The organism is Flaviflexus ciconiae (genome assembly GCF_003971195.1).
Classification (GTDB): Bacteria; Actinomycetota; Actinomycetes; order Actinomycetales; family Actinomycetaceae; genus Flaviflexus; species Flaviflexus ciconiae.
Window position 1 is genome coordinate 1,687,937 of record NZ_CP034593.1, and the last position, 18,250, is coordinate 1,706,186.

The following is an 18,250-nucleotide window of genomic DNA, read 5'->3' on the forward strand; positions in this document are numbered from 1 at the left end:
GCGATAACCACTGCGGCAAAGTTCTACTAGACCCATTCGGCAGTGTCGGGATCCACTCCATTTGCTCGGGCGTTAGCTTCGACGATGTCTCGCACCCACCGGGCAAGGCCCGGGGCGCGATCATCGTAGTGGGATTGGAAGCGCGGGTCTTCCGTGTACAGGCGTGCCATGAGCACCTGCTTCGAATGGGTTGTTTCGACCCACTCTCCCACCCAGCCGCGGTGTAGCTCGGCCAGTTCGTTGGCTCGTTCGGTGCCCGGTTCAACACCTTCCTCGAAGGCCTCCGCCAGCTTCTCCTCGAGCACGTTAATGTTGCGTTTCGCTACCTTCCAATCATCCGCAGTCATGTTGCTCACGCGCTTGTTGGACTGTTTCCACGCGTCACTCTCACCCCAGCGTTCTTCCGCTTCGTCTTCCCACGCCGGATTCCAATCCGGCCCAAGAATCTCGGCCCGCTGTGCGGCGGTAAGTTTTCTTCCCATTCCTTTTTCCCTCAACAGTTGATCAACAGCAGAGATCTTCTGCTGAAGGTGGGAGATCCTGGCAACGAGAAGCTTTCTTTGCTGTTCCAGATGTTCGCGCTCACCGAGCGCAGGCTCACCCAGAACCTCAGCGATGATCGATAGTGGCATGCCGGTCTCGCGGTACACGAGGACCGTTTCGATCCGGTGGACATCCGATTCGGAATAGAGCCGATAGTCGGCACTTGACCGTCCACTCGGCACCGCAAGACCAATCTCGTCCCAGTGGTGCAAGGTCCGCACACTCACTCCAACGAGCTCTGCAACCTGCCCCACCGTCATACCCGGTTCATCTCTCACGCTCATAGCATCCAGCCTGACGTTGCGTCAGGGTCAAGGCAAGCGGGATGGCGGTTTTGCCACCCAAAGTCAGGTCACGTGACCGAACGCCCGCGAGTCGGCCGTCTCTGCCCTGTAGTGAGAAGATGGTTGAGCAGACATGACTTGAAGGAGCCGCAGTGAACCGTAGCCAGGACGCTTACATTTTCGATCTCGATGGAACCCTCACCCCGATCGGAGCTGACGCCGAGCAGGATGTTCTCGATGCGTTGGCAGCTCTGTCAGCCACGGGAGCGACGATCATTGTCGCGACGGGCAGAACCCTCAATGCTGGAGTGGCGGTTCTCGAGGGAGCAAACATCCCCGGTTATGTCGTGGCGGCCAACGGCGGCGTGATTGCTCAGCAGCCCGGCACCGAAATCCTGCGTCGCTCGGTCATGGACGATTCTCTGATTTCCGAGCTTGTCGCTATCGGCCGCGAAGCAGGTGCGGACATTGCACTGTTCCGCACCCACGACCTGGTCATGGAACAGGACGGGATAGCGGCAGAACACACGAGAAACGGCAACTCGCAGGTGCCGATCAGCTTTGAACCCATCGACGATGCTGACTGGAGCGACGTCATCAAGGTCATGTACTGGGGACTGCCAGATCTTCTCGAGAAGCAGGTTCCTCTCATGAGAGCAAAGCAACCGAACATCGTTCAGTCCATGGATACCGTGGCGGAGATGTCGGCACCGGGTTCCGGCAAGGAGGGCGCACTGACCTGGCTGGCGGAGCGCCTCGGCATTGATCTGAACAACTGCCTCGGTATCGGCGATTCCGGTAACGACCTGGACTGGTTGCCTCGCATGGCGCACTCGGTCGCACCCGACAACTCCTCCCCGAGGTCAAGACGGTTGTCGACGAGGTTATCGGCAGCCAGGAATCGGGCGCAGTCGTCCGCTACATCGAGGAGCTCGCAAAGAGCCGCTAGGTAAGCTCAAGCCACACTACTGATCGGGGCAAGCCCGGCATAACACCAAACCTGCCCCGATCAATAATCAGCTCCGACTTAGCCGCTTCATGGATAGTTGCTACTCCATTGCGCAGCCGCCGTTGTCCTAGCTGTTCTTGCGTTCATGGATGGAGCGCTGGATGCCCTTGAGGCGTGCCATGACATCATTGGTTCCGCGACCGAAGTAGTCGTGGAGTGTCAGGTACTCCTCGTACAGAAGGTCGTACTTCTTGGCGGCGTCCTCGTTCGGCACGTAGGCGTGTTCGATCTTGGAGCCCATAGCATTAGCTGCCTCGTACACGTTCGGGTAGGCACCCGCCGCAACTGCACCGTAGATCGCTGCGCCGAGGGAGCCTGCGAGGTTCGATCCGGAGATTGAGAGCGGGATACGGGTGATGTCGGCGTAGATCTGCATGAGGAACTTGTTCTTCAGCAGGCCGCCGGCGGCCACGATCTCGTTGATCTCCACTCCGTGCTGGAGGAAGTTCTCGATAATGACCCGCAAGCCAAAGCCGGTTGCTTCCAGGTAGGCGCGGTAGATCTCTTCGGGCCGGGTGTTGAGCGTCATGCCGACCAGCGTGCCCGACAGGGCACCGTTGTTGAGGATCGAACGGTTTCCGTTGTGCCAGTCGAGAGCGATGAGACCATGCTCGCCGATCTCCTGCTCGGCACCCTTCTCTGTGAGGAGTTCGTGGACGGAGATTCCGCGGCGGTTGGCCTCGTTCTGGTATTCGCCGGGAACGATGTTGTCGACGATCCAGGCAAAGATGTCACCCACACCGGTCTGTCCGCCCTCGTAGCCCCACAGCCCCGCGGAGATACCACCGTTGGCGATACCAAAGACACCGGGGATGTCGCGGGCAGTTTTACCGTTGACGATGTAAACATTCGAGGTCCCCATGATCGCCGTCATCTGACCAACTTCAATGGCCTTCGCGGCGGGCGCGGTCACGTGAGCATCAATCTGTCCGACGGCGACGGCAATGCCGGGGCGAAGCCCCAGATCATTCGCCATTTCCTCAGTCAGGTCACCGGCTCGATCACCAAGTTGGAGGACCGGGGCCTCAAACTTGTCGGCGATGAAGGTGCGGAACTGCGGGTTGAGCTCGGCGAAATACTCCTCGGAGGGGTACTGGTCGTTCTGACGCAACGACTTGTAGGCCGCCGGTGCCGCGGAGTGGATGAGGCGGCCACACAGCTGCCACACGATCCAGTCGACAGCTTCAACGTAGTAGTCCATCGCCGCGTAGACATCGGGTGCCTTCTCCAGGGTCTCAAGTGCCTTCGGAAGCACAATCTCGGAGGAAATGCGTCCGCCGTAGCGGCCGAGCCACATCTCGCCACGTGCCTCGGCGATCGCGATCGCGCGCTCAGCCTGCTCGGTGCCGCCGTGGTGCTTCCACATCTTCACGTAGGCATGCGGGTTGTTCTTGAATTCCTCCGACTCGCACAGCGGAACGCCGTTCTCGTCGGTGGGGAGAACCGAGGCCGACGTGAAGTCGGTTCCGATACCGATAATGTCGTCAGCATTCACCGCAGCATCGCGGATCGCTTCGGGAACAACCGCTTTAAGGACCTCAACGTAGTCGGCCGGAACTTGGAGTGCGTAGTCGGGAGGTAGCGTCTGACCATCACCGGCGGTGAGGGTGCGGTCCATGACACCGTGCGGGTACTCCATGACGGACGAGCCAAGCTCGCGTCCGTCCGAAACTCGCACGACCGTGGCGCGGCCGGAAAGCGTGCCAAAATCGACACCAATAACGTATTTTTCGCTCATAAGATCACCTTTGATCGTTGGGTAGTAATGCCGTGCGTTTACGCGGCAACGGATCGGTATTCCGCAAGAATCTACGGTTGTTCGGTTGGGATGTCGCACGTGGTCTGCGACAGTTCTTGGATGTTATGCCGAGAGAATTTCGGGATCTAAAAGGGGTAGAAATTGCCGCGGCGCACCGCGGCAATGACTGGGTGTACTTGCTGAGGTATGCCGCGCCAAAGTTTGTTGACGCGGAATACCTCAGAACGGTTTAGAGGGTGTCAAGAACCTTCTGGGTACCCGACAGGCCAAGGCGGCTTGCGCCGGCTTCGATCAGTTCAGTCGCAAACTTGCCGTCACGAATACCGCCGGAGGCCTTGACGCCAATGTTCGGACCAACGGTCTCGCGCATGAGCTTGATGGCAGAGACGGATGCTCCGCCAGCCTTGTGGTAGCCGGTCGACGTCTTCACGTAGTCGGCCTTCGCATCGACGGAAGCCTGGCAGGCGGCAACAATCTCGTCGTCGGTCAGGGCGGCCGACTCGATGATGACCTTGAGGAGAACATTCGGGGCTGCCTCGCGGACTGCGGCGATCTCGTTCTTGATGTAGTCGAAGTCGCCCTCCTTGGCCTTGCCGACGTTGATGACCATGTCGATCTCGTCAACCCCAGCATCGGCCAGTTCCTTCGCTTCGGCGGCCTTAACGGTCGCGGAGTGGGCGCCCGAGGGGAAACCGCAGACCGCGGCAACCTTCACGCTTGTCTCCCTCGGGAGCGGGATCTGGGTGGGTGAGACGCAGACCGAGAAGGTGCCCAGCGCCTCGGCATCGTCAAGGAGCTTAAGAACGTCTTCCTTCGTGGCCTCCGGGGCCAGCAGCGTGTGGTCAACAATGGATACAACATCCTGAGGATTCATATTTTCTCCGGTTCTGGCGGCACGGTAGCCGCGGATCTTGTGGTGGTGTAGGCCGAAGCCATTACGTTAAAACTACAGTGGGTTAGCGTCGAGCACCTTCTCAGCGGTCCTCGACACCGAGGACATTCTCAGCAATCTTGGATTCGGTGACGAGAACCGAGCAGATCCCGGCATAGAGAACAGCGCGGGTAATTCCGCTCTTCTCCTCCCCCACCGCAACTGCGATCGACTTCGGGATCTTAGCGAGGGAATCGATATCCAAGCCAATCGTCCGCTGGTCGAGCTCGAAGTCAACAACCCGACCAAAGCGGTCAATGTAGTGCCCGAGAATATCCCCGATAGCACCGGCCTCTTGAAGACCCACGACCTCGTCGGCGGTGATGCAGTTGGTCTTCCGCAGCACCGAATGCGGTGAGAGGACACCAATCGAGAAGAGGCCAACTTCGGCCCTGGCGGCAAGCTCGAGTGTTTTCCCCACCTGAGGATCAGCCATGAGCCGCCGAGCAAGCTCCCGGTCCTGGACGATCGCGGATGCTGGAAGCAGCGCGGTCCTGGGATCGCGGGACTTGCTCGCAATCATCCGGATGATGCTTCCAGCATCCACCGTGTCCGTGAGGGAGTTGGCCCCACCATTCAGCTGCACAATCGTGGGTTCCCTGAGAATACCTTCGGGGAGCCGTTCCGCAATGGCGGCCACGGTGTGCCCCCAGGAAACCCCAACGATCCCCGGCTGCGGCCGGAGCTCGACCAGATAGTCAGCGGCGGCCTGCGCCGCCAACGCCATCGTCCCCGCGTTCGTCGGTTGAGATTCGACGACAACGGCTTCGCCGCAGTCGAAGCGCTCCATGAGCTTCCGCTCGAGGTCGCGCCTCCTCGACTGAGGGTGATGGATCTTAATTTCGACAAGGCCCGAGGACCGGGCCTCCTCAAGGAGCCTTCCCACCTTCCAGCGGGACAGGCGAAGCTTGTCCGCAACCTCGGACTGGAGCAGTCCGTCGTTGTAGTACAGCTCCGCCGCTCTCACCATGGCGTGCTCGTGCTCGGTACTTCCGCTTTTCATAGTTGCCTGCCGGGCTAGTTGGTCGGCAGGTCCGTTCCGTTCGGAAGGAAAAGAACCTTCGAGGAATGGATCGTGCGCTCAGACATGTTGCGAATCGTCTCCGCTACCTTCTCGAGCGGCTCCTCGTGGGTGATCATGAACTCCCACAGCAGGTTGCCGTTGGCCATGTGCTCGAGGGTGGTCGTCCACTCGGCACCCGGGAAGGGCGCACCGAAGGAGTTCCACGAACCGCAAATATTGATCTCCAGGCGCATGAGGCGGGCCCAGTTCCCTGCCGAGATCTCCACCGGGGCGTTCGGAATGCCGATAAGGGTAACTTCGCCGTGGCGAGCAGCAATGCCAACCGACTGGTCAGCAACCGCCGGAACACCCGTCGTTTCAACAACGACGTCGAAACCGGATCCAACAATCTTCTCGAGTTCTTCGGTCGAGGAAACCGCCGTGGTTGCCCCTGCCTCGAGTGCCAGCTTGGCCTTCTCCTCAGACACATCGACGGCAACGATGTCGGTGGCACCCATGATCCGGGCCCACTGGACAGCGAACAGGCCAATCGGGCCGCCGCCACCCATGACGGCAACGCGGGAACCGGCGGTCAGCTTCGTCCGCCAAATCGCGTGCAGAGCAATAGCGGCCGGGTCAACCATCGCGGCGGCGCGAGCATCAAGACCGGCGGGAACCTTGAGAAGAAGGTTGGCGGGGCCGGCAACATACTCGGCGTAGGCGCCGTTACGACGGGAACCGTAGTAGTCGTAGTTCTCGCACAGCGAGAACTCGCCCTGAACACAGGGAGCGCACTCGAAGCAGGGAAGCATTGGGGGGACAGTGACAAGGTCGCCGACCTCAAAGCCCTCAACGCCCTCACCGAGCTCCTCAATGTAGCCGGAGAACTCGTGGCCTGTGACGAGCGGAAGCTTGTGGGGGCCCTTCTTGTACATGCGGTCGAGATCGGAACCGCACACGCCGCAGGCCGCAATCTTCATGACGACCTCACCCGGACCAGCAACCGGCTTATCGATTTCTTCGAGACGAATATCGCCGACCGCATGCATGACAACGGCCTTCATTTTCTCTGACATTTTTCCTCCTCCGGGCTGGCCCATTCCAGCCCACGACTTCCCCCAGAGTAGGCCCGAACGCTCCACAAAATCAACGTAAATTGGTAATTCCGACATATGAGCGCCCAAGTTCAACTTTTGTTGATTTTCCGCGCTTTGTCGAGCATTGGCTTGTCCTATAAGGTCTTGGTATGGCCGAACTCTTAGACGATTCCTTGCCCCCGAACATCGACGACATCGACGTCGCAGTCTTCGATGTCGACGGCACCCTGTCCCGCGATGATGCAAGCGTTTCTGACCGAACAATCGACGCACTTCGGGACCTTACCGACACCGGTGTTCATGTCGTCCTAGCCTCGGGACGCATGGCTCCCGCGCTACGCAAGCTCTTCACCCGCATGGAACGCTCCGGCTACGTGATCGCCTGCAATGGCGCGATCACTGTCCATACCGACCACGACGAGATCATTGGTCTCGGCCCGCTGAACGACAACTATTACCGGGAAGTTCTAGAGTTTGGTCGCGAGAACGATCTCGAGACCGTGATTTTTGGAACCGATTTCTTCTACACGGAAGTCGATGGCTCCGGTCGCCAACTCCTCAAGGCACCCAATGAGGGTCTTGCCCCCGAACTTGTCGACCTTGACGAGCTCGATCGCAACAACAGACTCAAGGTGATGTACTACATCGACCCTGAGCGGACGGACGAGATGGTGGAACGTCTCCGCGAGCGCTTCCCCGAAACCGTGAAGACTCTCCCGGAGTTCTACGAACTCACGGAGGAAAACGTCAGCAAGTGGAGTGGTCTCACTCCGGTTCTTAATGACCTTGGGGCCACTCCCGAGAGGACGCTCGGAATTGGGGACTCGGAGAATGACCTCTCCTGGCTACCAAACGTCGGGATCGCGGTCGCCATGGGCAATGCCTACCCTCACGTCAAGGAATCGTGCCACTACGAGATCGGATTAAACGAGGATGATGCGGTCGCAGATTTCCTCACCCGGTGGGCGGATCACCGGCGCAGTAGCGCCGCATAGCGGAGGATCCTCCCCGCCGGGAGAAAACTGTTCATGAATATAGTGGGGCCGGTCTTGATCGACCGGCCCCTCTATTTGCGTCCACTTCGACCGCACACCAGCGGATTCAGGATTCGAAATGGAACTCGAGCTTCATGCGATCTGAGCGCATCAGAAGGTTGGTGTATTCGTATCGTCGCCCGCGTTCATCACGCAACTGGTCAACCAGTTTCAGAAGTGGAGCCCCCGGTTCGGCGCCAAGTAGCCAGGCTTCTTTTTCCGACGCGAGGATCACCTCGAGACTCTCGTCGGTGTTCTTGACGTTCAGTGCAAATTCGGTGCTGAGGACTTCACAAAGCTGCCGTTCAACAACATCAAACCGATCGAGGCTCGGCGCCAGGTCGGCACTCACCCAGGAACGGTGGATCGTCACTGGCTTTCCTTCGAGGAAGCGCCTGCGAGAGATCTGATAGACGGGCGATTTCTTCGGAATGCCGAAGAAATCCGCGATGGTATCAAGTGCCGCCACAAGATCAAAGGAAAGCAATTCGGTCTGGGTTGTGTAACCGCGATCCTCAAGTTGCTGCCTAATTCCCTGGTACGCAGGTGACGTTGTTGCAATCTTCGGTTCAGAAACGAACGCCCCCTTGCCGGGGACCCGGTGCAAGAGCCCTTCGTCGGCAAGTACGTTGAGTACTCCCCGCACAGTCATGCGGGATACGCCGAAACTGTCCTGAAGGACGGATTCCGATGGAATCCTCTGCCCCGATTTCCGAGCAGTACCTCCTCTACGGCATCGCGCACCGCAAGCTCGAAGAGCGTGGCATCAAGGTGTGGCGTAGCTACGTCGGCGAATACTGTACTTCGCTGGAGATGGCGGGCGTCTCCCTCACCCTCTGCAAGGTTGATGCCAAGCTTAACGAGCTCTTCCTTGCACCGGCGGAGATCGCAATCCGTACCTTCTAACAAGTAGGTGCGGGGGCTGGCAGAACCTGTTCTGCCAGCCCCCGCACCAATCTCGCTACATCAAGCTAAAGCGCCCCATGTCGCACAATTTCTCTCGTCCACGACTAAATTTACGCGGTTACCTCAGCGTCGGAAGGCACCCGGCAATCGTGGAGGAAGCAACGTCGCACAGACAGATCCTTTACCCGGCTGGTTGATCCCCTTCCCGAATTCCTAGGAAACAGGCGTGCCAATCTTAACGTTCGCACTTCGGTTGCGCAGGGTTTCGACAATCTCATTGCTCGTACCAGCGTCAACAACCACCGAGTCAAAGTCTGCTGTGTCAGCCACTCGGTAGAGTGCCTTACGCTCAAACTTCGAGTGCGTCACCGCGAGATGGGAATGGCTGGCTGCCTGAAGCATGAGCGCCTTGTAGTCGGCCACCGCAGCATATGGGTGGTACACGACCCCGTCGCTGATTGCGGCAGCCGAAATGATAGCGTGGTCGGCCCGGATCTCCCGGAGCATCTTCACTCCGGCAGGGCCATAGTTCGCGTCTAGGTGGCGATCATAGAATCCGCCGAGCGTAATGAGCTCCCAGTCTGGCACCGAGCCAGCAAGCTGAATAATCGACCAGTTGTTCGTGATGATCGTGAGCCCACCAACGGACGTATATTCCTTGAGAATCGAGAATACGGTTGATGAGTCGTCGCAGATGATCGAGGATCCCCGGGTAAAGAGCGGGGCGAATACGGAAACCAGTGAGTTCTTGGCGTCTTCCTCCTGCGTGAGCCGATACTTCATCGACGTTTCGCTGAGCGATGTCGCAACGGCCGTGACCTCACCGCGGGAACGCACGATAACTCGATCGTTCTCCAGTTCTGACAGGTCCCGATAGATCGTCATCGGGGACGCGTCGACGAGCTTAAGCAGGTCCTCAACGCGCACCGTCCCAAGGTTTAGGACATGCTCGGCGAGCATTTGCTGCCGATCGTTCTTGCTGAGCTGAGCCACAGTGTTCACTTCCTCCCTACATCAAACTCTACTGCCACCCATCGAAGAAGAACGAAATGGGTGAAAGAAATAAGCAGCACAGCTCGTCGAGATAGGCGTGTCGGGGCCAGAGCCCCGACACACCACTCACGTGCTAGGGGCGCAGGATGTACTTCGATCCGTTGCCCTGAGACATGTCCTCAAGAGACTCAACAAGAGCCTCCAAGGGCCTGACCTCGGTGCAGAGGCTCATGCCATCAAACTTGCCGGTTGAGAGCAGTTCGACAGCTACCTTCACGTACCTGGGCTGATGGTGGTACACGCCCTTAAGCGTGTACTCCTTGTAGTGCATGTCGGAGGAGTTCACCGAGAACGGGGCGTTCTTCGGGGTTCCACCAAACAGCACCGCAGTTCCGCCGGGGCGGAGGCAGTGAACTGTCTGCTCCCATACCTGGGGCAGTCCCACAGCCTCCACGGCAACATCGGCGCCGCGTCCGCCCGGGGTGAGCTCGTTAATCTGTGCCGCACACTCCTCGGGGCCCTCGAGTCCCGTCAGGTCGACGGTACGTGCACCGGCTTCCGCGGCCTGCGCAAGGCGGGATGCGGAACGGTCGGCGGCGATGACACTGGCCCCGCGCAGTTGCGCAAGCTTGATGAACATCTGGCCAATCGGACCGGCACCGTTCACGGTCACCGTATCGCCAAGCTTGATGCCGGACTCGTAGATTCCGTGGACCACTGTCGACAGGGGCTCGAGCGGGGCTGCCGCTTCGAAGGAGAGCGTGTCTGGAATATGGTACGTATTCCTTTCCACGATTGCCTTCGGGATGACAATCTGCTCCGCGAATGCCCCGTTGAGGTACTCGAGGTTATCGCACAGCGATTCGCGCCCGATGGTGCAGGCCCAGCAGTGCCCGCATGGTGCAGTGTTGGCGGCGACGACGCGGTCCCCGACCTTGAAGTCAGTTACCCCGTCACCCACCTCCGTAACAATGCCAGCGAACTCGTGACCAAACCTTGCTGGGAGGGTCGGAAACAGCGTGGGATGCCCGCGCCGATACGACTTGAGGTCGGTTCCGCAGGTTGCTGCGGCCTTGACCTCAACGGCTATCTCTCCGGGGCCGGGGACACCCGGCTCGACGTCTTCCAGGCGAAGATCGCCCGGACCATAGAACATATACGCGCGCATATGCGTCGCACCTACTTTCTGTTAGGGACGGGGCGGCAGAACCGCCTGCGCCAAAACATCTGCGTAGTTGGGATCGTCTTCGTAGACGATCTGCTGAGCCGCGAACAGCAGCGGCATGCGCTCCTTAAGGGAAGCGTCGGTCTGCTCAACGAGGTTGACGGCGAGCGGGATAGCCGGAACGCCCTCAACGGTCTGCTCAAGCTCCTTCATCGTTTCGAGAGCAGTCTTGGCTCCCTCACCGCGTCCGATCCTCGAGCCGTAGACCTTGTTGCGGCCGGACAGGCCGGTGACTTCGAGGTCACCAACGCCGGGCAGGCCGTAGGCCGTGGCTTCCTTGGCGCCGAGGGCAACCGAAAGGATCGACATCTCGCGCACAGCCTGGGCGAACGTGGCTGCCTTGAGGTTGTGGTGGGGATGTCCGGTCTTGTCCTGGAGGCCGTCGGCGATGCCGAGCATGATGGCGTAGACGTTCTTCATCGGGGCGCAGACTTCCACGCCTACCTCGTCATCCGAGGGTTCGATGGCGTAGTTATCGGAGCGTGCCTCGCGGGCGTACTTCACCGCTACGTCCTTGTCCTTGCATCCGAAGATCGTTGCGGTCGGCTCGTCGGCAGCGCACTCGTTCGCCTTGACCGGGCCCGCGATTGCGACGATCGGGGGAAGTTCGACGCCGGCCTCTTCTGCGATGGCGCGAACACCGGCGGGCAGGAGCTGAATGGTGCCGTCTTCCGCAGGAAGGAAGCCCTTCGTGGTCATCCACAGGGCCTGGGCCTTGGAGATACCGGGGAGTGCAAGTTCAACAACCTTTGGGACACCGGCGGAGGCAACCGAGAGTGCTACAACATCGACGCCGTCCATGGCCTTCGCCAGGTCATCGGAACGGAAGGTCGTGACCTTGCCGGAGATGACAACGTCGATGCGAGGGTGCGGTGAGCCTGCCTCGATGGCATCGATCAGGTGATCGTCCAGCCAGGTACCCCAAAGGTTCACCTCCCAGCCTGCGCGGACGAGAGCATTTGCGAGGCCAGAGCCCATGGCTCCGGCACCAAGAATGACAATTGATGGCATTGTTCGGCCCTTTCGACCTAGTCGTCTTCGTTTGATACTTCGGCGTCCGGGTAGCGGCGCGCGAACTCGTGAAGCTGATCGTTGGTTTCCTTGAGATCAGAGTAGAGACGGCCCTGGATAGCACCGAGCTCCTGGTAGATCTTGTGGTTTTCCTCGTTGGGTTCGGTCGAGTCGGTGAACTGAGCCATGTTCTTGGCTGCGGTTGCGATCTCGGTGTCACCAAAGACGCCGGTCGAGGCCATGGCGACAACACCTGCACCCAGTGCGGAAATCTCGTCTTCCTTGCAGGCGGTGATCGGCAAGCCGATCGCATCGGTCATGATCTGACGCCAGAGCTTCGAGCGGACACCGCCACCCATGGCACGAACCGTCTGAAGCTTCACTCCCGTTGCTTCTTCCATGCCGCGTAGCGAACGAGCCATCTCCATCGAGATCGCTTCAAGAAGCGAGCGGTACATGGAGCCGGGTCCGTGCGTTCCACGCCAGCCGACAATTCCGCCGCGGGCAATCGGCTCCCAGTAGGGGCTCTGTACGGCGTTCCAGTAGGGCAGGGTGACAAGGCCACCCGAGCCGGGGGTACGTGCTGCCGCGAGCGCCTCAAGCTCCGGATCCGGGCCACCCTGCAGTGCCGGGTTGCCGAAGACACGACGGAACCACGTGGTAAGGAATGCTCCCGAGGACTGAAGGATCTCGAGAACGTAGGTGTTGGGGACACCACCGGCGAGGGTGCGGAACACCTGGCCGTACTGGTAGTCGAGGGAGGTCACGCCCGCGTTAACGGCGGTTCCCATGTTGAGGTAGGCAACCTCGGGGTCAACGGCGGCGGCACCAATGCCGGCAGCCTGACCGTCGCCGAGGCCTGCGATAACCGGGATCTCCTTCGAGATGTTCCAGGCGTCGCGAACTTCCTTCTTGACGTAGCCAAGGACCTCACCGGGCTGGTACAGGTCAGCCATCTGACCGCGGTCAACACCCGCAATCTCCATGAGTGACTCGTCATAGTCGAGCTTCTCGATATCGAACAGTCCGAGCGAGTCAGCGGCTGCAACAGAGTCGCTCCACTTACCGGTCAGGCAGTAAACGAGATAGGCGTGGACATCGACGATCTTGTCGGCCTTGGACCAGATCTCCGGCTCGTGTTCCTTCACCCATGCCATCTTGTAAATGGCCGGGGTCACGTCAGCGGGCTTGCCCGACAGCTTGTGAATCTCGGGGGTGCCGTACTTCTTGATCTGATCCGCGGCGCGAATGTCGAGCCAGAGAATACCGTTGCGCAGCGGGGTGCCATCCTCCGTGAACGGAGCGAAGGTCTCGCGCTGGTGCGTCATACCGATAGCTTCGATGCGACCCCGGTCCTCCATCTTCAGCCGCGAGATTGCCTCAGCAATTGCGGCGTTCGTCGAGGTCCACCAGTGTGCGGGGTTGTGTTCTCCAAAGCCCTGCTGCGGGGTGCGGAGCGGGATCTCCCGCTTGCCGAGCGCAAGCACATTGCCCAGAGCATCGACAATGATCGCCTTCGACGAGGTCGTCGACGAGTCAACCGCAATAACGAGCGGACCATCAGCCGCATTGATCTTGTTCATTTGTGTCTCCTGAATTCTTCTTTGAATCAGACTGGCCGAGTGAGAGCCAGCGTTATTAACAGTATTAACAGTTAGAACTGATAAATCCACCAGAATTTCATGATGGGAATACGTTCAACTACATTCAGTCATTCTCTCAGTGTTGAGGTGGGTGACTTTCGACCGATACGAGAAAGCGTCGGGCGTGGAATGCGAATGTCGGTGACCCGGCTTCTCTCCCCCAACCCGGCGTTCCTGCTCGGGCGGGAAGCGCGGGACGGTATGGAAAAACTCGGGCGCCGGACACGTGACCGGCCCATTGGAGGAGCCCGCGACGGGTGATGACGATTAGCCCAGTTTCAAACCGGACCAGACCGGTAAGTGCCGCGCGGGGCAGAGAAGCTTTCAACTCCCCCACCCCGCGCTCGTTGGACTCTTGCCGAAAGGCTTAGCCCTCGTCCCTTCCGGGCTGCTTGCCGTAGGTCGACATGCCAACGACGGCACTGTCGATCTGTTCCTGACTGAGGAGGGAAATCGGGGCTCCGGTTGCCATGGCCCTGAGCTGGATCTCGCAAATATATTCGAGGATGGGCAGGAGGTTCACGGCCTTCTTGAGGTTCGGGCCCAGGGTGATCGCGCCATGGTTCTTCATGAGTGCACCGCTACGACCTTCGAGTGCCTTGGCGACATTGATGGCGAGCTGATCCGTGCCGAACTCGGCATAGGGGGCCACGCGGATAATGCCACCAAGCATGCCCGAGTAGTAGTGCGAGGGCGGGATCTCATCAACAACGAGGCCAAGGGCCGTCGAAGCGTACGCGTGGTTGTGGGTCACCGCCTGGGCATCCGTCGATTCGTAGACGGCAATGTGGAGGGGCAGTTCGGAGGACGGCTTCAGCTTGCCCTCCACATGGTTGCCATCCATGTCGTATACGACAACGTCCTCGGCGACCATCGTGTCGTAGTCAACCCCGACGGGGAGATAACAACGTGGTCGCCAATTCGGACGGATACGTTACCCGCAGTTCCAACAACGAGGTTTTCCTTCACCATGAACTGGCAGGTTTCAACAACCTCTTGGCGTTCCTTCTCGTACAGCATTGATATTCACTTTCTCTTGACGTCGGGATTGGCGAGATGGGTGGGTAGTTCCCCTCGCGCATACGCAGCAATATCGGCGGAGCCGATACGAGCAGCCACGCGCGAGGCTTCCTGGGAGGCTCCCGCAAGGTGAGGGGTGAAGGTAATGCGCGGGGTGCGTAGCAGGCGGTGGTCCGCCGGTAGCGGCTCCTCGGGCAGGCAGTCGAACGCAGCGGCGTGGAGATGACCGGAGTCAATGGAGTCACAAACAGCGTCGTAGTCGACAAGAGGGCCGCGAGCGCAGTTGACGAGGATCGAACCCTTCTTCATCTTCGCGAGGCTATCGGCGTTAATCATGTGCCGATTCTCGTCGGTGACGCGTGCGTGGAGCGTCACGAAGTCGGACTCTGCGAGCAGCTGGTCGAGTCCAACGAACTCGATGGTGCCGTCGCTACCGGGCTCCTTGAACGGATCAAAGACGAGGACGCGTGCGCCGAATGCGGACATGATTGCCGCAACGCGGGCTCCGATAGCTCCGTAGCCGATGACGCCAACGGTGGAGGCTCCGACTTCCTGGCCGGTTTTCTCGAACAGGTAGTAATCGGTTGCCCACTCCCCGTTCACCACTTCCATGTGCCGCTGGGCGATCTGCCTGGCTGCGGCGAGCAGCATGGCAACGGAGTGTTCAGCCGTGGCCCGAGCATTGCGTCCGGGCGCATAGGAGACCATGACACCGTGCTTGGTGGCTGCGTCGATATTGACGTTGACGGGGCCGCCGCGACAGATCGTGATGAGCTTCAGGTCGGGGCTTGCCGCAATAACCTTCTCGGTGAACGGGAAGGTGTGGGAGATGACAACCTCGTTGCCCTGGAGGGCTTCGATCAGGGCGTCCTCGTCACCGAGTGCCTCCCGCACATCCCCAACATCACCAAATGCTGGTGTGGGCCACGTCGAGGCAATGCGGGAGAGCTCAGCATCCGGGAGCTCGTTTTGGATAGCGGTGGTGAGGACATCATCGGTGAGGAATCCGTCCGATGCGATGAGTATTTTCATTTCTCTTCCTAGTTCGTCCTAGTTCGTCTGCTTCTTCGTCCTAGTTCGTTTGCTTGCGGAGGTTCCTCATATCCGGCCACACCGGCCGCAGGGCCGCCCTGGTCTCCAGGAACAGGTCGTAGGCGGCGCGGTAGATGTCCCGGTTCTCGGCGTTCGGTTCAAACGTCTCGGTGGTGGCTCCGAGTGCCCTCGCTGCTTCTTCCACCGTGTCGTAGCGGCCCGCGGATACAAGGCCGAGCACGGCAGCACCGCGTGCTCCTGCCTCGGGAGCATCCTGACGCACAACGGTCAGGCCCGTCGCATCGGCAAGTATTTCGCAAAGCAGGTCGGAGCGGAAGCCGCCGCCGGATACCAGCAGGTCGTCCTGAACTTCCAGGGTTTCGATGCATTCGACCAGGGAGAAGGCCACACCTTCGTACACCGACCGGAGGATGTCTTCCCGCTCCGTCGTGAGCGACATGCCCTGCCAGGAAGCGGAGGCGTGCGGGTCGAGGAACGGTGCCCGTTCGCCGCCCGGGGACGCGTACGGCAGGTAGACAACGCCGTGGGATCCGGGGCCGGCCTTGCGGGCAACAGCTTCGATGTCACCCCAGTTGGCTTCTTCAAGCCCGAGCATCTTCTTGATCCAGTCAAGGTTCGGGGTTCCCGTCATGGGAGCCATGAACTCAAGCACCTGCGCGTCGTTGCCGGTCGCAAGAACCATCGATAGGTCGGACTTGCGTTCGGACACGGACGGGAGAAGCGTTCCCACAAAACCGGTAGTGCCGAGGATGAGCCAGGTGTTGCCGTTCTCAACCATGCCCAGGCCCGCACCGGTGACGGCGACGTCGATCTGGCCCACGCCAACGGGGGTGCCTTCGGGGATACCGGTGAGTTCCGAAGCCTCGGCGGACAACGGGCTGGCCTTACCGGCGGGGTGGCGCACCTCGGGAAGAAGTGCCAGCGCATCGGTCATATTAAGCGAAGCTGCGAGTTGCTCGGAGTATCCCGAAGCATCGCGAACATCAAGGAAGGTACGGGAGGCTTCCGAATAGTCGGTGGCGCGCTCACCGGTGAGCTTAAAGCGGAGCCAGTCCTTGCAGTACAGCTGGGTAGCCGCGCGCGCAATGACGTCAGGTTCGTTCTCCCTGAGCTCCTCAAGGAGGACCGGAAAGAGACCGGAGAACAGGGACGTTCCGGTGACCTCTAGGACCTTCGCGTCCTTACCGTCAGCGGTCCAGGCGGCCACTCGGTCACCCGCACGACCATCCATCCAGTTCGCGGCGGGACGGACCGGCTCACCGACCTCGTCGACGAGCCACACGCCATCACCTTGTCCGGTGAGGCCAATGCCAACAATGTCGTGACCATCGAGCTGCTTCACAACCGAGCTCAGGCAGTCCGCGACTGCCTGCCAGATCAGATTCATGTCCTGCTCGGCCTCCCCACTGGGGCCGTAGTTAACGGGAACAGATTCGTGATGAGTTGCGTAAATCTCGCCGTCAAGTGTGAACGCAACAGCCTTAACCGCGGTTGTGCCGCCGTCAACTCCAATAATGACTTCCATGGTTGCTCCTCCTTGAGCATTCCCCGGCGAAACTGCAGAGTCTTAGAGCCGGCGCAAGATCCGGGCACCTCCCGCGCCGACTCAGCTACGTCCTAGTTGGGGACGATCGCAACCTTGATACCTTCGCCCGTTTGGGCAAACTCAATCCCTTCGACAACGTCATCGAGAGGGAACGTGTGGGTGTGGAGCGCCTTCACATCAATGAGTCCTGCACCGATAAGGGCGAGGGCCTTTTCGTGGGAGGCACGACCAGCGTTCGATGCGCCCGTGACAACGAGCTCGCCGTAGTGGATGAGGTTCGGGTCGATCTCCGCGAGCGCTTCCTTCGAGAACCCAGCAAAGGCATTAACCCTGGCGCCCTTGCGTGCGGCCTGGAATGCCTGGTTGATGAGCTCGCCGCGGCCAATACAGATGACCACGACATCGGCACCGCGCCCATCCGTCAGGTCCTTCACGAACTCTGTGAGATCCTGCTCAAGCGGATTAATCGTGTGGGTGGCTCCCATCGATTCCGCGATCTCCCGACGCGAGTCAGATGGGTCGGAAACGATGACCTTCTCAGCGCCGAGCAACCTGTTGAGCTGGGTGTGGAGCAGACCGATCGGGCCAGCGCCCTGGATCAGGACGGTGTCACCGACCTCGGTCTTGTAGTTATCGGCTCCGTTTAGAACGCAGCCGAGGGGTTCCGCGAGAGCCACCTCCGCCGGTGTAAGGTGCGGGGCCGCCTTGAAGACTCCCCCGCGCTTCATTGCCGATTCCGGGATCAGCACGTACTCGGCAAGACCGCCATTCACCCGGTACCCGAAGATGTCGGAGTCGATGCACAGGTGCTCGGCACCGCGAGCGCAGTAGTAGCACTCGAGGCACGGGATCGTGGGAAGAATCCCAACGAGGTCGCCGACCTCAAAGCCCTCAACGCCCGCACCAATTTCTTCAACGTAGCCGGAGATCTCGTGGCCGAGGACAACCCCGACGTCGATTCCAGCGGACTTCTCTCCGCGAAGGATACGACCGTCGGTCCCGCATACGGTGTTGGCACCGACCTTGAGGACAAGCTCTCCCCTGTTCGCCGTCGGCTTCTCAATATCTCGTAGTTCAAGCTTTCCCGGTCCTGCGAAAATTGCCGCTTTCATGCGTTCTCCCTCGTGAACATTCAATAGGTGGAGGAGCATTCGCCCCTCCGTTGGTTTAACGGGCAACGATGTGCGGAAGGC

General features: G+C 60.0%; 16 protein-coding genes and 1 pseudogene. 3 read left to right on the plus strand and 14 right to left on the minus strand.

Going from position 1 to position 18,250, the window contains the following annotated elements; all coding sequences use genetic code 11:
- Positions 1-26: 26 nt before the first annotated feature.
- The gene (locus EJ997_RS07420; RefSeq protein ID WP_228201422.1) at positions 27-821 is read right to left on the minus strand and encodes a MerR family transcriptional regulator; all 795 of its coding nucleotides are present in this window, start codon (positions 819-821) and stop codon (positions 27-29) included.
- Positions 822-979: 158 nt separating this feature from the next.
- Between EJ997_RS07420 and EJ997_RS07425 the strand changes: the two genes are divergently transcribed.
- The gene (locus EJ997_RS07425) at positions 980-1,780 is read left to right on the plus strand and encodes an HAD-IIB family hydrolase (RefSeq protein WP_126703992.1); all 801 of its coding nucleotides are present in this window, start codon (positions 980-982) and stop codon (positions 1,778-1,780) included.
- A gap of 123 nt (positions 1,781-1,903) precedes the next feature.
- On the opposite strand, the gene EJ997_RS07430 is transcribed toward EJ997_RS07425, so the two are convergent.
- The 4 genes from EJ997_RS07430 to EJ997_RS07445 form a co-directional block, all read right to left on the minus strand.
- On the minus strand, positions 1,904-3,574 hold the full coding sequence (locus EJ997_RS07430) for a ribulokinase (protein WP_126703993.1): 1,671 nt from the start codon (positions 3,572-3,574) through the stop codon (positions 1,904-1,906).
- Positions 3,575-3,824: 250 nt separating this feature from the next.
- Entirely contained in the window at positions 3,825-4,469 is a 645-nt protein-coding gene (gene deoC, locus EJ997_RS07435; RefSeq protein ID WP_126703994.1) for a deoxyribose-phosphate aldolase, read from the minus strand.
- Between the two features lie 100 nt (positions 4,470-4,569).
- The gene (locus EJ997_RS07440; protein ID WP_126703995.1) at positions 4,570-5,529 is read right to left on the minus strand and encodes a sugar-binding transcriptional regulator; all 960 of its coding nucleotides are present in this window, start codon (positions 5,527-5,529) and stop codon (positions 4,570-4,572) included.
- Between the two features lie 14 nt (positions 5,530-5,543).
- Positions 5,544-6,605, minus strand: coding sequence for a galactitol-1-phosphate 5-dehydrogenase (locus EJ997_RS07445; protein ID WP_126703996.1), 1,062 nt, complete (start codon positions 6,603-6,605; stop codon positions 5,544-5,546).
- A 170-nt stretch (positions 6,606-6,775) separates the two neighbouring features.
- Between EJ997_RS07445 and EJ997_RS07450 the strand changes: the two genes are divergently transcribed.
- The gene (locus EJ997_RS07450; protein ID WP_126703997.1) at positions 6,776-7,621 is read left to right on the plus strand and encodes an HAD family hydrolase; all 846 of its coding nucleotides are present in this window, start codon (positions 6,776-6,778) and stop codon (positions 7,619-7,621) included.
- 106 nt (positions 7,622-7,727) lie between these two features.
- Here EJ997_RS07450 and EJ997_RS07455 read toward each other — a convergent pair whose 3' ends face one another.
- Positions 7,728-8,312, minus strand: a complete 585-nt coding sequence (locus tag EJ997_RS07455; RefSeq protein WP_126703998.1) for a GntR family transcriptional regulator — start codon at positions 8,310-8,312, stop codon at positions 7,728-7,730.
- Positions 8,313-8,350: 38 nt separating this feature from the next.
- Between EJ997_RS07455 and EJ997_RS07460 the strand changes: the two genes are divergently transcribed.
- Positions 8,351-8,566: a dihydroxyacetone kinase subunit DhaK gene (locus tag EJ997_RS07460; RefSeq protein ID WP_126703999.1), complete on the plus strand. Its 216-nt coding sequence runs from the start codon at positions 8,351-8,353 to the stop codon at positions 8,564-8,566.
- Positions 8,567-8,779: 213 nt separating this feature from the next.
- Here EJ997_RS07460 and EJ997_RS07465 read toward each other — a convergent pair whose 3' ends face one another.
- The 8 genes and pseudogenes from EJ997_RS07465 to EJ997_RS07500 all read right to left on the minus strand — a co-directional run bounded on the left by EJ997_RS07465 (position 8,780) and on the right by EJ997_RS07500 (position 18,169).
- Entirely contained in the window at positions 8,780-9,559 is a 780-nt protein-coding gene (locus tag EJ997_RS07465) for a DeoR/GlpR family DNA-binding transcription regulator (protein ID WP_126704000.1), read from the minus strand.
- A 133-nt stretch (positions 9,560-9,692) separates the two neighbouring features.
- The gene (locus tag EJ997_RS07470; RefSeq protein WP_164719875.1) at positions 9,693-10,727 is read right to left on the minus strand and encodes a zinc-dependent alcohol dehydrogenase; all 1,035 of its coding nucleotides are present in this window, start codon (positions 10,725-10,727) and stop codon (positions 9,693-9,695) included.
- Positions 10,728-10,748: 21 nt separating this feature from the next.
- A complete protein-coding gene (locus EJ997_RS07475; protein WP_126704001.1) occupies positions 10,749-11,795 on the minus strand; it encodes an NAD(P)H-dependent glycerol-3-phosphate dehydrogenase in 1,047 nt (348 codons plus the stop codon).
- A gap of 17 nt (positions 11,796-11,812) precedes the next feature.
- Positions 11,813-13,378, minus strand: coding sequence for a xylulokinase (locus tag EJ997_RS07480; RefSeq protein WP_126704002.1), 1,566 nt, complete (start codon positions 13,376-13,378; stop codon positions 11,813-11,815).
- Between the two features lie 427 nt (positions 13,379-13,805).
- Positions 13,806-14,458 (minus strand): annotated as a pseudogene (locus EJ997_RS07485) (class II aldolase/adducin family protein).
- A gap of 6 nt (positions 14,459-14,464) precedes the next feature.
- Positions 14,465-15,490: a 2-hydroxyacid dehydrogenase gene (locus tag EJ997_RS07490; RefSeq protein WP_126704003.1), complete on the minus strand. Its 1,026-nt coding sequence runs from the start codon at positions 15,488-15,490 to the stop codon at positions 14,465-14,467.
- A 40-nt stretch (positions 15,491-15,530) separates the two neighbouring features.
- Positions 15,531-17,036: an FGGY-family carbohydrate kinase gene (locus EJ997_RS07495; protein WP_126704004.1), complete on the minus strand. Its 1,506-nt coding sequence runs from the start codon at positions 17,034-17,036 to the stop codon at positions 15,531-15,533.
- 92 nt (positions 17,037-17,128) lie between these two features.
- Entirely contained in the window at positions 17,129-18,169 is a 1,041-nt protein-coding gene (locus tag EJ997_RS07500) for a zinc-binding dehydrogenase (RefSeq protein ID WP_126704005.1), read from the minus strand.
- Between the last annotated feature and the right edge of the window lie 81 nt (positions 18,170-18,250).